This is a genomic window from Sedimenticola sp. (genome assembly GCF_050289425.1).
Classification (GTDB): Bacteria; Pseudomonadota; Gammaproteobacteria; order Chromatiales; family Chromatiaceae; genus Sedimenticola.
Genome location: NZ_JBNKFS010000002.1, coordinates 36,896 through 51,607, shown reverse-complemented (window position 1 = coordinate 51,607; position 14,712 = coordinate 36,896). Strand labels below are relative to the sequence as shown.

Sequence of the window (14,712 nt, the reverse complement as noted above, 5' to 3'; positions counted from 1 at the left end):
ACGTAGACAATAGAGGCCGACCGTCACCACAACGTGGGTGGTAGCGTCAAACAGGCGTCAATCGGTAAGCTTTTCGTTTTTTATTGCTGAATAACGGGGGTTAAGGGGCTAACAATGCCTCGAGCTCCGGGGTACCGAAGTACAAGCCGATCTGTTCCGCCCTGGCGAGCAGTTCGCTTGCCTCCTGTATTAGCGGTTGGTGGATACCGCTTTCCAGTGCGGTGGCCAGCAATCGGCCGCGGCGGATGTAGAAGTCGCTCCACGCCAGCGGCTCGGCAGCCGTATACCGTTCCAGTGCCTCGGCGTAGTGCCGTGCCCCTGCAGGATCGTTTCGGTTGAGATAGACATCGATCAGGTTTTGGTAGAAATGGAGATAGTTGTGGCCGACACAGCCTTGATCCAACAGCCGTTGGCCTTCGGTGATGGCCCGGTCTTGCCGTTCCCTGTCCGGGGTCACACGGGCTAATACGCCCAGGATAAAGCCGGCGATATGGGTTGGCACCGAATCGAGCGCGGCTTGGTAAGCTTGTTCGAGATAGTCGAGTCCTCCCTCTATGTCACCTTGCAGCACCAGGGCTTCACCAATACCCGCCAGCGTGTCACCATAAAAACGACTGGCTCCAAGTTGTCGCACCAGTTTCAGCCCGGTTCTTGCGGCTTGCTCCGCTTTGTCGATATGGCGGGTATACAGGTAGATCAGTGTCTGACTGAGATAGGCCGTCATCTCCGCGCGCAGATTGCCATACTCGGCGGCCAGTTTGGCCGCTTCAAACTCATCCGCCAGGGCATCCGCGACGGAGCCGCTGTAAAAACGGGTCAAGCCGCAGATGGAAAGATTGCCCAGTTCCTGTGGAAGCCGCTTCTGTTGTCGTGCCCGTTCAATACATTGTTCAAAATGGCGCTTTGCGGTGCGCATCTGTCCACGGACGTAATAGGCATCGGCTATTCCGGCCAGCGCGCGGATCTCCAGTAGCGGGGCCTGGGCGGCCCGCGCCAATTGCTCGGCTTGCTGATGCGCCTGCAGGCACGCATCCGCTTTACCCTGCGCAAACAGGATGTCGCCGCGTCGATAATGTATTTCCGTTTGTAGGGCGACGTCTGCGCAGTGTTGTGCCAACGGGGCGGCTTGTTGGAGACGGTCGAGGGCGCTGTCCAGATCATCCTGCACGGTTAAGCCGGTGGCCAGGCCGATCAGGGCACGACAGCGTGTCGTCTCGTCAGGCGTCATTTCAACGGCCGATTCAAAGGCGTGGTTGGCTTCGCTGATTACGCCGGCTTGAATCAGGAGGTCGCCCCGTTGCAATTGCAGTTGCGCTGTCAATGCCGGTTCCCGGCTGATTGCTTGCCCGCGTGACGCCAGCGCCAGTGCCTGCTCGAAATCAAAGCGGCGCACCGCTTGCTGGGAAGCCGTCAGGTAGGCGGAGGCGGCTCGTGGATCTTCGGCCAGGTCGAGGTGTCGGGCGTACAGGGCCGGTTCTTGCTGTTGAAACCAGTTGGCTGCCAACAGGTGTAGTGCGCGACGCTGCGACATGAGCAGGGAGGCATAAATGCCATCACGCAACAGGGCGTGTGCAAACAGATAAGCGTCGCCTTCCGGTCGAACAAGACGTTGATTGAGCAACTCATCCGGACGGTAATCAGCTTGTTCCAGTATCTGTTTGAGTGCATCCACTTTAAAGCGCTGCCCCAGAACACTGGCCGCCTGTGCCGCCCGTCGGTCGTTGGCAGAGAGCAAGTCGAGCCGATTTAATACCAGGCTTTGAACGGAGTCGGGTATTCGGTCTGCGTTAGCCTCACCGTTCCAAAGCAGTTGCTCCAGGAAGAAGGGGTTTCCCCCGGACCGGTCTATGCAGTTTTGGATGAAAGCCGAATCGGCACCCGATAAGGCGGTAGCCAATTCTTGAGCCTGTTGCGCCGGCAACGGGGTGAGGTCGATGGTGGTGAGCGGTGCACCGTGCATGGCACTACGCCATTGCGGATCGAGCGGCTCACCCTCAATGCGGGAGGTGATGATCAGCAGCGCTGCACAGTGGCTCACGGCAGAGGCCAATTCCGCCAGCCAAGCCAGGGTTTGCTGATCGGCCCAATGGATATCCTCCACAACGAGTAACCTTGGCTGAGTTTCACAAGCCCACTCCAGTAGGTGCTGAAGCAGTTGCCGGGTATGGCTCTGCCGGTTTATTTCAGTGAGCGGCTCGCCGGTTTCCGTATCGCCCGCTTCCAGCGGCAGCCGAAACAGGGCATGCAGGGCAGCGTGGTGAAGGTGGCTATTCCAACGATCGCCGAAACGGGTCTGCACCACCTTTTCAATTTGCATGGCACTGGCGGCATTATCCAGTGCCAGCAGCTGGCGCAGCAGACTGGGGATCGGTTCTGACCGTGACTCCATGCCAAAATCCAGCACCAGCGCGTGATGACTGGCGATGCCCAGTTGATCGGCCCGCTGACAAATCTCCTGGATGAGACGGGTTTTGCCGATGCCCGCTTCACCACGTAATAGAAACGTCTCCCCGGCGGCGTCCTCCACACAGGCGTGTAATGCCGAATCGAACTGGCGCCGTTCGCGACGACGGCCGACGAACGGTGCGGCCCCGGAGGGCGTGGTGCCGGTCTCACCGATGGCTGTTATTCGCCAGGAGGAGGCATCATGGGGTGTTGCTGTCACCGCCAGTCTCAGTCCGCGGTAGCTGGTATCGCCCATAAGCACGGTTTGCGGGTCTGCTGAGCGGGCCAGTTGGGCCGCCTGATCCCATACGCCGCCGGCAATCGTGCCTTGATCATCATAGATCACCGATCCGCTGGCGATGCCGATCCGCATGCCCCAGTCGGTAGCGGTGTGAGCCTCGTCGGGATGGGGTGTGAACAGTTTAAAGGCAAACTGCAGCGCCTTTTCGCTTTCATTGCCGCGTGCTACCGGCAGGCCGAACAGGACCACCCAGTTATCGGCGTGTTGGTGATGCAACTGTCCGCCGTAGGCAGACGCCAGCCGTTCAATCCTATCGGATAGTGCCCGGATCTGTTGGTGTACCTGTTCCGGGTCGAGTTCATGCAGTTGTTGCTGATAGTGGGCCAGACACAGGTGGGCAACGGATATCGGGCGAAGCTCCGGTGCTGCCTCCGCGGTGGCGGCTTTCGGTTTGACCGTCTCGCTAATATTCGGGGTATCGGTTTTCGGATGCGCGTCAGCCGAGGTTGTGATCGGTGCAGAGGTCGCCGGTTGTGGGGCGTGTTGACGTTTTTCGCTAATCTCCCGGAACAGTCGATCCGTTTCCGGCTCCGGCGTGATATTCAGTTCGCGAAACAGGATGCGGCGGCATTGGCGATACTGGCGTAGTGCATCCGCCGGGCGGTTGAGTTTTGCATAAAGCTGCATCAAGGCGCAATGCACCCACTCTTGTAGCGGATCACTGCTCAACAGCTGGATGGCCAATCGGACCCCGGGCTCCAACTGGCCGGAAGCCATATAGTGTTCCAACAGCGCGGACATGGCGGTCATGGCACGTTCGCGATAGTGGCTGCGTTGTAACAGGAGCCACTCTTCGTAGTTGTCTGAACGGGGGTTAAAGGCTTCCAGAAATTCACCGCCATAGAGCGCCACGGCTTCAATCTGTGCAGACTCCGTTTGCCTCTCCAGCAACTGGTCGAAGCGTTGCGCATCGACCTGGATCTGGTCGACGTTCAGGCAGAGGCTCTCCTGGTCGCTGCTCAGTGCCTCGGCATGGCTGCCCAATGCCTTGCGCAAGCCGCTGAGTGCCTGACGCAGGCTGTGGCGGGCCTGGGCCTCATCGCTCTCCTCCCACAGCAGCAGGGAGAGCCGTTCTCTCTGATGGCGTTTGCCTGGATGCAGGGCAAGCCAAGCCAGCAGCGCTTTGGTTTTACGCGCCGTGATCTCCACGGGGGAACCCGTGTCGTCAAACAGTTGAAAGCCGCCGAATAATCTTAGATCCATTCGATTATTTCCTACATTGCGGGGGTCAGCACGCTACTTTGACACCCTTTTGACGCTTCGCCACCGGGGATGGTGACGTTTGCCGGCTAGATTATGACACAGCTGGACAGAACGGCCGATCACGGGTCGGAGGCAACTGACAAGAGGGTAGCACGATGCAAAACGAAGCTTATACCGCCGCGAGTGAGCGGATAGAACAGCAGGCATTGGATGACCTGTTTCAAACCGCGCCGGATGATACGCGCCAGGCGTTGGGTTTGGCGCGCTACGACACATCGAGTGGAACCTGTTATTTGGCGGCGAAGGAACCGAATATCTTGCTCAATCGAGTGATTGGCATCGGTATTCAGCAGCCGGCGACAGCGGCGGATATCGGGATGATTCTGGACTGTTACAGCGCGGCCGGTGTCGCGGACTACTTTCTGCATATTCAACCCTGGGTGCGGCCGGCCCAAATATGGAACTGGCTGTTTGAGGCCGGCTTGGCACGCAGTCGGGGCTGGACCCAGTTTGTCCGGAACGCCGCATCGCCAGCCGGCTGTAGTACGGCGCTTAGGGTTGAGCAGATAGGGCCGGGCTATGCCGACGAGTTTGCCCGGATAGCGGCGGATGGATTTGATTTGAGCGTGGCGGCGCGCCCCGCCATAGCCGCCTTGGTCGGCTTGCCCGGTTGGTATCACTTTATGACGTATAGCGGTGACCAGCCCGCCGGTGTGGCGGCGTTGCGCGTGGCGGACGACGTGGCCTGGTTCGATTGGGCGGCGACGGATGTGGCTTTTCGTGGTCAGGGCAGCCAGACCGCGTTACTTAACCGGCGCATCGAAAAAGCCCTTGAGCTGGGTTGTCACACCCTCTGTACCGAAACCGGAGAGGCGGTTCCGGGCGATCCGCAGCACTCGTTCCGCAATCTGGTCAAGGCCGGTTTCAGGCCGACCCACACCCGGGACAATTTTTCCCCTACCGCCGCGTACGATGAAAACGGCCGGATCCCGTCCGCGGCGTCATGAGTTCATTTCAATTGCACCGCGGGTGCAGTCAAAACGGAGGAGTTTATTTATGTGTAATCCCGTAACGGTTCCCGTCATCCATCAGACTGAAGCTTCGGACGCCAGTGAAGCCTTTGCCGAGCGGCTGGTGGAGATTCTTAACGGTGGGGCGATATCCCTGATGACGTCAATCGGTCACCGTACCGGTCTGTTTGATGCGATGTCCCGGTTACCGCCACAGAGTAGCCAGGCCATTGCTGAAGCGGTTGGGCTGAATGAACGTTATGTTCGCGAGTGGCTGGGTGCCATGTATACCGCCGGATTTGTCGATTATGATCCGGAGCCGGGGCATTACCATTTGCCCGCGGCCCATGCCGCCTGGTTGACCCGTGATGCCAGTCCCAACAACGTCGCTGTTTTCGCCCAATATATTCCGCTACTGGGCCAGGTCGAAGATGCAATCATCAACTGCTTCTATAACGGTGGCGGGGTGCCGTACGAGCGGTTTGGACGCTTTCATGAGGTCATGGCGGAGGACAGTGGCCAGACTGTAGTGAGTGCCCTGTTTGAACATATCCTGCCGTTGGTGGAGGGGCTGGAATCCCGGCTTGAGCAGGGAATCGATGTGCTGGATTTAGGCTGTGGCAGAGGTCAGGCGCTGCTGGTTTTGGCAAAAGCGTTTCCCAATAGTCGCTTTACCGGTTATGACTTCTCCAGCGAGGCGATCGACTGGGCCAGCCAGCAAGCGGACAAAGCGGGGCTTGCCAATCTGCTGTTCGAGGTAAAGGATGCCGCCAACCTGGGTGAACAAGAGGTATACGACTGGGTCGTCACCTTTGATGCCATCCATGACCAGAAGGCCCCGGATAAGGTGTTGACCGCCATCCAACGCGCGCTGCGTGCTGATGGCGTCTATCTGATGCAGGACATCAAGGGCTCCAGCCATCTGCACAACAACGCCGATCACCCGATCGGACCGCTGCTTTACACCCTCTCCACCATGCACTGTATGACGGTTTCGCTGGCACAGGACGGCGCCGGACTGGGTACGGTGTGGGGGAAAGAGTTGGCCTTGCAGATGCTGGAGGAGGCCGGTTTTGGCCGAGTCGAGGTCAAAGAGCTGGATCACGATTTCCAAAACTACTTCTATGTCATTCGTAAATAGCGGGCGGACTGGACGTATCCCGGACGAAGTGCCCGGTGAATGGATACTTGGCATCAACCTTCACTGGGCGCTTCGCAGGCCGGCGATTCTCAAGCCCTCGATGAACGGGTCCAGGTCGGCGGGATTTTTGAAGGGGAAAGAGCGCTTGATCCGTTCAAGGGAGAAATCGGGATTGAGTGTCAACACTTGGTCAATCTCCCATTTTGCATCCGCCACTTGTCCCGATTTGGCATAGGCGGCGGCCAACCAGACGTGTAACCGTTCCGAGGAAGGGTTGGACTGTAGTCCCTGGTTAAAGGCGTCAATCGCCTGTTGATAGTCGCCCAATATGAAGTAAGCCTGCCCCAGGTGGAACGGATAATTGTAAGGATGATGCGGGTTGAGGCGCATGGCCTTTTTGATCTTTTCCAGACCTTCTTGGGGACTGCCGGTGTAATAGAGCAGCGTCGCCAGCAGCACGTGGGCATTGGCATAGTTGGGGGCAAAGGTGAGTGTCTTTTCTACTTCAGCCAAAGCCTTCATGTATTGACCCTGCTCGCGGTAAACCAAGCCGCTGACAAAGTAGGCGGTAGGGAGATTCGGATCGAGACTGAGCGCCTGGCCGGCCAGGCGCTGGGCTTCGTTAAGGGCTTGTTCGCGGTCGTCGGCCCAGCCGTTCATGGCGTCGAAGGCGTAGGTCCAGCCCAGCATGGCATAAGCCGCGGCAAAGTTCGGATCGAGTGCAATCGCCTGTTGGTAGAATTGGCGCGCATTGCGGTTTTCCGGCTTGCTGGCAAATTTGAAGAATTGATTGCGTCCAAGCAAGAATTGATCGTACGCCTCGCTGTTGACGCTTTGCCGGCTGACGACCGGGGTTTCGCTCCCACCCGAGGCGTAGTTCAGCGCCGACAGGATATCCCGGGTAATCCTATCCTGTAGCGCAAAGAGTTGGTTCAACGCTCCATCGTAACGTTCCGCCCAAAGCGGATGGCCGTCGATGCCATCGAGCAGCCGCACATTGAAGCGCACCTTGTTATCCGCCCGACGGATGCTGCCGGTCAGGAGATAGCGGACATGCAGGCGGCGGGCGATCTCCCGGATGTCGGAGAGGGGCTGTTTGTAGAGGAAGCTGGATTCACGCGAGATGACGAACAGATCGGGCCTTTTCGCCAACTCGGTGATCAGGTCGTCGGTCATGCCGTCAGAGAAAAAGGCCTGGTCCCCCTCCTGGCTGAGGTTTTCAAATGGCAGCACCGCAATGGAAATGGGAGTGGTGGGGACGTCATCGGCGGTATCCCCGGCTTGCCAGAGTGTGTCACGGTTGATGAGCAGTACGGCAATCAGGATCAGCACCATGATGGCGATGGGTAACAGCCTGGAGCGGATGGCGCGTTGCCGTGTGGCAGGCGTGGAGGTCGGTGGCGAGGCGGATGGCGGAGGGTGCGTGACCGGTGCAATCAACCGATACCCGCGTTTTGACAAGGTCTCGATCACCTGCGGCTGTCGGGCGTCATCGTTAAACGCTTTGCGCAGTTTTTGTATGCTGCTGGTCAAGGCATCATAGCTGACGGGCCTTCCCAGCCAGATCTCCGTCTCCAGTTCATCGCGGGAAACCACCTGGCCGGCGTGCTCGGCAAGATAGAGCAACAGCGCCATGACGCGCGGTTCCAACGGGATCTTGATTTCATCCCGCCAGATCACTCCTTCGAGGGGTTCAATGCGCCACTCCCCGATGGCCAAAGGGTGTGGCGTCGGCAGTGCTGGCGGCGTCTGCGGCAGTGTCATGACAGGTTGTCTGATACTTCAGTGTAATATAACTATTTGAATATAAATATAAAATTTAAAAGTCAGATAAACATCATCTATTCGTCACAAGTTTAGTACAGCGTGCTGCTAACGTTTTCCTTACCACGGAAACGGAGAGGTGATGAGATGAAACGCAGAACATTTCTGGGCTATGTCATGGCATCCGGTTCGTTGCTGACGGCGCCCCTGGGTGGATGGCTGCTGCCTGGGCAGGGGCTGGCCAATACGGCACCGCAACAGGGGTTTGCCATTCGTACCGAGGCGGTGTTGCTGAGACATCTGTTTGGTACTTCGGCGATCGAGACGGATCACCGGGTCAGTATAGAGCTGCCTATCCAGGTGAAGCGCAACAGCGGGGTGCCGGTACGGGTTCGATGCGATCTGGAAGGGGTTGAGATGATAGCGGTCGTCAGTCGAGAAAACCGCTATCCACTGAATACGTTGCTGCATCTCACCGGTGCCGCCGGTTATTACAATAGCCGGATACGGTTGGAGAAGAGTTCGCTGGTGAGCGCCTATGTGCTGGCGCAAGGTCGCGTCTATGTTGCGGCGGCACCGGTCAAGGTGAGCATCGGCGGCTATGGCCTGGATGCGGCTTGATGCGCGGCACCCTGTTATCAAAATCCGTTGGGAGGATATGTCATGTCAGGATCAACCAAAATGCGCTTGCGTATGACCGGACGTCACTGCGAAGTGCTTGCCCTGATCAGGCACCCGATGTCACGACAGGCCAAAGGCGATCCGGAGCCGAACTGCCTCATTCAAATGACCTTTGAATTAAACGGTCAACCGGTTGCCGAGGCGTATCTGGGGCCAGGTGTGGCGGTGAACCCGCTAACCTCGATTGTGCTGGATGGGACGCGACCGGGAGATCGGATCACGGTGCATTGGGTGGATAGTCAGGGGCGCAGCGATGTGGTCAGCGCCCGGGTGAGCTAAAGATTACCGGCCATTTCGGTGTATTGTAGTAACGCGTTAATACCTCCTGCTTTGGGTCACCTGCTAGGGTGAAAGCTCAAAAACCAGAGGAGTGACTACCGTGACCAATAAAAGAATTCTGATGATTACCGGTGACTTTACCGAGGATTACGAGACGATGGTGCCGTTCCAGGCGCTACAGGCGGTCGGCCACAGTGTGGATGCCGTCTGCCCCGACAAACAGGCCGGCGAGAGCGTGGCCACCTCAATCCACGATTTTGAGGGACAGCAGACCTACAGCGAGAAACGGGGGCATAATTTCACCCTGAACGCCAGCTTTGCCGAGATCAACCCGGCGCAATACGATGCCCTGGTCATCCCGGGCGGGCGGGCGCCGGAGTATCTGCGACTCAATCCCGCCGTGCTCGACATGGTGCGGCACTTCTTCGTCGAAAACAAACCGGTGGCCGCCATCTGCCACGGCGCCCAACTACTGGCCGCTGCCGGGGTGTTGGAAGGCAAGCGCTGCTCGGCCTATCCGGCCTGTATGCCGGAAGTGAAGATGAGCGGCGGGGAGTATGCGGAGATCGCCATCGATGGCGCCGTGACCGACGGCAATCTGGTGACTGCCCCCGCCTGGCCGGCCCATCCGGCCTGGCTGGCGCAGTTCATGGATCTGCTCGACCAGTCATAACGATCTTCGACGGGGTGGCCAAGGCCTCCCGCGCGGTAATACCTTGATCAAAAGCGGGTAATGCGTTATCGCATTACCCGCTATGCTTGGTCTAATCGGTGCGGTTGACGGCTTATCGGAGGCTAGGATGTGCAAACTGTTTATCAATGCTGACGCCCATCTCTGGGACAGCAGCACCCGTTCACTGCGTATTGACGGTATGGTCACCAGCGTGCGCCTGGAAAACTACTTCTGGAACACCCTGGAAGAGATCGCTCAACGGGACGCCATGAACGTGCCGCAACTGATCACCCGTCTCTATCATGAATCGATCGATGCGGGGCACGATCTGGGTAATTTCACCTCATTTCTGCGGGTCTGCGGCATGCGCTACCTGGCGTTGCAGTTGAAAGGGGAGATCCCCAGCAAAACCGATGTGGCGATCGCGTCACTGGACGCCGAACAGATCCTCGCCCGGGAAGAGGCGCGGGACCTGCATTAAACGCAGGAGATTGTGCCTGTCATTGATCGGAAGCGGGCAGCCAAGTCGTGCAGGGAGAGTCGTGGCCACGGCTGGCCGGTCCACAGGATTGAGTTCGTCCTACGGCGTCATCTTCTCTTTTTGACTGTTCATGTAATCCATTAACGCTTCGTATGAGCCGACAACGTGCTGGCGGGTTAGCTCGGCTGCGCGCTCTCCGTCCCCCTGCACGCACGCTTCCAGGATAGCGGTGTGCTCGCTGCGCGCACGCTCCATGCCATCGGTCAGCGCGATCTGGGCACGCAGGTAAGAGTCGATACGGTCAATCGCTTCGTCGATCAATTTCATGTGGTACGGGCGCTGGGCGTCGCGATAGAGTGCTTCATGAAATTGGCGATTCCACTCTCCCCATTTGGCCGAATCGGTCTCGGCACTGAACGCTTCGCAGAAATGGCGTGCCTCCTGCAGGGTCTCGGGCGTCATATTGGCCACGGAGCGTTTGATCACCAGGGGTTCCAGATTAGCGCGGATTTCGTAGATCTCCTGGATCTCGTCGGTGGTGAGCGAAGAGACCACCGCGCCCTTGTAGCGGACGTTCCTGACCAGCCCCTGTGCCTCCAATCTTTTCAGCGCTTCCCGTACCGGTATGCGGCTGACATTAAACAGTTGGGCGACAGACTCCTGGCGGATCGATTCGCCAGCCTTCAAGTGGCCGCTGATGATTTCGTCGCGCAGGGCGGCGTAGATGACATCAGAGGCGGAGGCGGTTTGGCCCAGGTCGATCGCCCGGGCTTTCATCTGTTCGTACAACGTTTTGCCTTCCTGTCGGTGACTGATTTTGGTTACTAAAAGATTAGATTACCGCAGTCTGTGGGACAAAAGAAGAGAGATTGTAGCAAATATATTGAATATTGGATCCAAAAAGGGCTATAGTTTTGCCACGAGGGAGAGGGGGTGTCGGTAACCGGCCCGGTGTTCGTATGCCGTTGCCGGCCTGTTTTTATTAAGGCCCCTGTTCCCGCTCCGCTCCTGTCGTGATGCCTGGTGATAGGCGTCCGGCAGATCAATGAATCGTCGCCCGCTTCGCAATCGGGGCAAGGAATAAGGGGTATCCAGCATGTGGACAGGTGTATTGCCGGCGGTAACGACCAAGTTTGATGAACAGGATCGACTGGATCAGGCCGAGATGAAGCGCTGTTTCGATTACCAGATGGCGGCGGGCGTGGATGGCTTGATCGTCTGCGGCTCGCTGGGTGAAGGCTCCATGCTGAGCCGGGACGAAAAACTGCAGGTACAGCAGTTGGCGATCGAGTCCGCCCAGGGCAAACCGGTGCTGATGACGGTCAATGAAGCCGCCACCCGTGACGCCTGTTCGTTGGCGAAAGCGGCGGCCGCTGCCGGGGCGGCCGGCCTGATGGTGGTGCCAAGCCCGATTTATCATACCGATCAGCGGGAGACGGTAGCGGCGCTGCGCGCCGTTGCCGAAGCGGCCGATCTGCCGATTATGATTTACTCCAATCGCGTCGCCTACCGGGTCGATGTGACACCGGAGATCATGCTGGAGCTGGCCGATGATGAGCGCTTTGTGGCGATCAAGGAGAGCTCCGACGATATTCGCCGTACCACAGAGGTGATCAATCAGCTGGGTGACCGTTACGCCGTGCTGACCGGAGTCGACAACCTTGCCTACGAAGCCCTGAGCATGGGGGCGGTGGGTTGGGTGGCCGGCTTGGTGGTGGCCTTCCCGCGTGAAACCGTGGCGATCTACCGCCTGCTGCAGGCGGGCCGCCGGGAGGAGGCGCTGAGTATCTATCGCTGGTTCCGGCCGTTGCTGGACCTGGATGTCTCCACCTACCTGGTACAGAACATCAAACTGGCGGAACAGATTGAACAGGATTCCAATGATCGGGTGCGTGCGCCGCGTCTGCCGCTGGTTGGCGAGCGGCGCGAGCAGGTAACGAAAATCATCACCGATGCCATCGCTACCCGTCCTACTTTGCCAGCCGATATAGCGCACGCGGCTTAACCGCACAGGAGTGGTCCAATGCAGGAATTCCCCAATTATATCGACGGCGAGTGGTGCATGAGCGCCGTTACGCGGCCCAATATCAACCCCTCGGATATCCGTGATGTCATCGGTCAGGCGGCCAACGCCGACGCGGCTGATCTGGATCGGGCCGTAGCCGCCGCCCGCCAAGCGGCCCCAGGCTGGGCGGCGAGCACACCGCAACAGCGTTTTGATGTACTGGATGCTATCGGCAGCGAAATCCTGGCGCGTAAACAGGAACTGGGTACCCTGCTGTCCCGGGAAGAGGGCAAGACCCTGGTGGAAGGCATCGGTGAAGTGGCCCGTGCCGGGCAGATCTTTAAGTTCTTCGCTGGCGAAGCCTTGCGCATGAGCGGTGAGAAACTGGCTTCGGTACGACCCGGGGTCGAGGTGGAGATCCAGCGGGAGCCGTTAGGGGTGGTGGGTCTGATCACGCCGTGGAATTTTCCCATCGCCATCCCTGCCTGGAAAAGTGCCCCGGCCCTCTGTTTTGGTAACAGTGTGGTGCTGAAGGGGGCGGAGGCGGTACCGGGCAGTAGCTGGGCGCTGGCCGATATCATCGCCCGTTCCGGATTGCCCAAGGGCGTATTCAATCTGGTCAATGGCGAGGGCGCTGACGTGGGTGCGCGATTGGTGGCCCACCCCGACGTGGATGCCATCTCTTTCACCGGTTCGGTCGTCACCGGTCGCCAGATCGCCCAGGTCTGTGCCGGGCAGATGAAAAAGGTGCAACTGGAGATGGGCGGCAAAAATCCCATGGTGGTTTTGGACGACGCGGATCTGGATCTGGCGGTGGATGCCTGCATCAATGGCGCCTTCTTTTCCACCGGCCAGCGCTGCACCGCCTCCAGTCGTTTGATCGTTACCGAGGGGATCTATCCCGATTTTGTCGAGCGGATGGTCACGGCGCTGTCGCAACTGAAAGTGGGTCCGGCCCTGGATCCGCAAACCCAGATCGGGCCGGCCATCGATCAGGCACAGTTGGAGAAAGATCTGCACTACCTGGCCGTTGCCCAACAGGAGGGCGCGCGCTTGCTGTGCGGCGGTGAACGGTTGTCGTTGGAGCCGGCCGGCTTCTACCTGTCGCCTGCCCTGTTGGCGGAGACCGACAACGCCATGCGCATCAACCGGGAAGAGGTGTTCGGCCCGGTCGCCACGCTGATCAAGGTGCAGGATTACGAAGCGGCGCTGGCGGCGGCCAACGATACCGAGTTCGGACTCTCGGCTGGCATCTGTACCCGCTCCCTGAAGTACGCCAGCGATTTCAGGAGACGCGTGCGTGCCGGTATGGTGATGGTCAACCTGCCGACGGCCGGGGTGGATTATCACGTACCTTTCGGGGGCACCAAAGGTTCCAGCTACGGTCCCCGGGAACAGGGGCGCTATGCGGCGGAGTTCTACTCGAGCGTGAAGACCGCCTATATTCAACCCTAATGGACCCGGAGATGAATCAGAGCCCCGCCGCCTCCCCGCATGCCATCGTTATCGGTGCCGGTATAGTCGGCCTGGCCGTGGCGGAGAAGCTGCAGAGCCAGGGTATGCGGGTCACGCTGTTGGAGCGGGAAGCGGTGGCCGCGGGGGCCAGCCGGGGTAACGCGGGGGCCTTTGCCTTCTCCGATATATTGCCGCTGGCTTCACCCGGGATGATCAAAAAGGCATTCAGATGGCTGATCGATCCGCTGGGTCCGTTTGCCGTGGTGGCGGCGGATCTGCCCTGGACGCTACCCTGGCTGCTGCGCTTTCTGTGCGCCAGCCGGCCGTCCCGGGTCAAGCGTAGTATTCAGGCCCAGTCGGACCTGATGCAATTGGCCAAACAGGCGATGCACGACCTAGTGGCGCGCACCGGGCTGGCGGGGATGATCCGTTCCGACGGGGCGCTGCATCTGTACGAAAGCCTGGCCGCCTATCGTGCTGACCAGGCCAATTGGACCTTGCGTGCGGCGCATGGGATCGCTTTCGAGCGTTACGAAGGCGAGGCGCTGCACCGTTTCCAGCCCGGCCTGTCGAGGCATTTCCGGGTAGGCCTCTTTGTCCCGGCGTGGCAGACCGTCTCCAATCCGGCTGATTTCTGCCAGGCGATCCATTACTACTTGGGTAATCAGGGGGTGGAGACGCGCTACGCCGAGGTCGAGGGGCTCTCCGGTGTCGCGGGTGGGGCCGAAGTGCGGCTGGCCAGTGGCGAGCGCCTGCGGGCGGATTACGTGGTGCTGGCCGCCGGGCCCTGGTCGGCCGAACTGGCTGCCCCGTTGGGGGACGCTATACCGCTGATCGGTGAGCGCGGCTACAACACCAGCTTTCCCCGTGAGGCGCTGGAGTTGCGGCGCATGCTAATCTTCTGTGATCACGGGTTTGTCGTCACACCGCTGGATGACGCTATCCGGGTCGGCGGCGCTTCGGAGATAGCCCGGCTGGACCGGCCGCCCAACTACCGCCGCTCGACGGCCATGGTGCGCAAGGCGCAACAGTTCCTGCCTGGCCTGAAGACCGATCACGGCGAACCCTGGATGGGCAGTCGTCCGGCGATTCCGGATACACTGCCGGTAATCGGGCGGTCGCGCGTATCGGAGAATATTATTTACGCCTTCGGGCATGGGCACCTGGGCTTGACCCAGTCTGCGGCGACCGGGCAACTGGTCAGCGAATTGATCAATGGTCTACCCACATCGGTCGATCTGACACCGTTTCGGCCGGACCGTTTTTGACAGGAG

The 14,712-nt window shown here is 59.4% G+C and carries 12 protein-coding genes; 9 read left to right on the top strand and 3 right to left on the bottom strand.

Annotated elements, in window-relative coordinates; translation table 11 throughout:
* Nucleotides 1–100: 100 nt before the first annotated feature.
* Nucleotides 101–3,949 (bottom strand): BTAD domain-containing putative transcriptional regulator, encoded by a 3,849-nt coding sequence (locus tag ACQY5R_RS01515; protein ID WP_428603671.1) that lies wholly within the window; start codon nt 3,947–3,949, stop codon nt 101–103.
* Between the two features lie 155 nt (nt 3,950–4,104).
* Between ACQY5R_RS01515 and ACQY5R_RS01510 the strand changes: the two genes are divergently transcribed.
* Nucleotides 4,105–4,956, top strand: a complete 852-nt coding sequence (locus tag ACQY5R_RS01510) for a GNAT family N-acetyltransferase (RefSeq protein ID WP_428603669.1) — start codon at nt 4,105–4,107, stop codon at nt 4,954–4,956.
* Nucleotides 4,957–5,005: 49 nt separating this feature from the next.
* Nucleotides 5,006–6,100: a class I SAM-dependent methyltransferase gene (locus ACQY5R_RS01505; RefSeq protein WP_428603667.1), complete on the top strand. Its 1,095-nt coding sequence runs from the start codon at nt 5,006–5,008 to the stop codon at nt 6,098–6,100.
* Nucleotides 6,101–6,160: 60 nt separating this feature from the next.
* Here ACQY5R_RS01505 and ACQY5R_RS01500 read toward each other — a convergent pair whose 3' ends face one another.
* Nucleotides 6,161–7,864: a winged helix-turn-helix domain-containing tetratricopeptide repeat protein gene (locus ACQY5R_RS01500; RefSeq protein ID WP_428603665.1), complete on the bottom strand. Its 1,704-nt coding sequence runs from the start codon at nt 7,862–7,864 to the stop codon at nt 6,161–6,163.
* 147 nt (nt 7,865–8,011) lie between these two features.
* On the opposite strand from ACQY5R_RS01500, the gene ACQY5R_RS01495 reads away from it, so the two are divergent.
* The 4 genes from ACQY5R_RS01495 to ACQY5R_RS01480 all read left to right on the top strand — a co-directional run bounded on the left by ACQY5R_RS01495 (nt 8,012) and on the right by ACQY5R_RS01480 (nt 9,978).
* Nucleotides 8,012–8,485 carry a thiosulfate oxidation carrier protein SoxY gene (locus ACQY5R_RS01495; RefSeq protein WP_428603663.1) on the top strand — a complete coding sequence of 158 codons (474 nt, stop codon included), beginning with the start codon at nt 8,012–8,014 and terminating at the stop codon, nt 8,483–8,485.
* A 42-nt stretch (nt 8,486–8,527) separates the two neighbouring features.
* On the top strand, nt 8,528–8,824 hold the full coding sequence (locus tag ACQY5R_RS01490; protein ID WP_428603661.1) for a thiosulfate oxidation carrier complex protein SoxZ: 297 nt from the start codon (nt 8,528–8,530) through the stop codon (nt 8,822–8,824).
* Nucleotides 8,825–8,924: 100 nt separating this feature from the next.
* Nucleotides 8,925–9,497 (top strand): DJ-1/PfpI family protein, encoded by a 573-nt coding sequence (locus tag ACQY5R_RS01485; RefSeq protein WP_428603659.1) that lies wholly within the window; start codon nt 8,925–8,927, stop codon nt 9,495–9,497.
* Nucleotides 9,498–9,624: 127 nt separating this feature from the next.
* Nucleotides 9,625–9,978, top strand: coding sequence for a ribbon-helix-helix domain-containing protein (locus tag ACQY5R_RS01480; RefSeq protein ID WP_428603657.1), 354 nt, complete (start codon nt 9,625–9,627; stop codon nt 9,976–9,978).
* 99 nt (nt 9,979–10,077) lie between these two features.
* On the opposite strand, the gene ACQY5R_RS01475 is transcribed toward ACQY5R_RS01480, so the two are convergent.
* Nucleotides 10,078–10,767 (bottom strand): GntR family transcriptional regulator, encoded by a 690-nt coding sequence (locus ACQY5R_RS01475; protein WP_428603655.1) that lies wholly within the window; start codon nt 10,765–10,767, stop codon nt 10,078–10,080.
* 307 nt (nt 10,768–11,074) lie between these two features.
* On the opposite strand from ACQY5R_RS01475, the gene ACQY5R_RS01470 reads away from it, so the two are divergent.
* Genes ACQY5R_RS01470 through ACQY5R_RS01460 form a run of 3 tightly spaced genes read left to right on the top strand, consistent with a single transcriptional unit; the run spans nt 11,075 to nt 14,706 of the window.
* A complete protein-coding gene (locus ACQY5R_RS01470) occupies nt 11,075–11,983 on the top strand; it encodes a dihydrodipicolinate synthase family protein (RefSeq protein ID WP_428603653.1) in 909 nt (302 codons plus the stop codon).
* Nucleotides 11,984–12,001: 18 nt separating this feature from the next.
* Nucleotides 12,002–13,438: an aldehyde dehydrogenase family protein gene (locus tag ACQY5R_RS01465; protein ID WP_428603651.1), complete on the top strand. Its 1,437-nt coding sequence runs from the start codon at nt 12,002–12,004 to the stop codon at nt 13,436–13,438.
* 11 nt (nt 13,439–13,449) lie between these two features.
* Nucleotides 13,450–14,706, top strand: coding sequence for an NAD(P)/FAD-dependent oxidoreductase (locus ACQY5R_RS01460; RefSeq protein WP_428603649.1), 1,257 nt, complete (start codon nt 13,450–13,452; stop codon nt 14,704–14,706).
* Nucleotides 14,707–14,712: the final 6 nt, after the last annotated feature.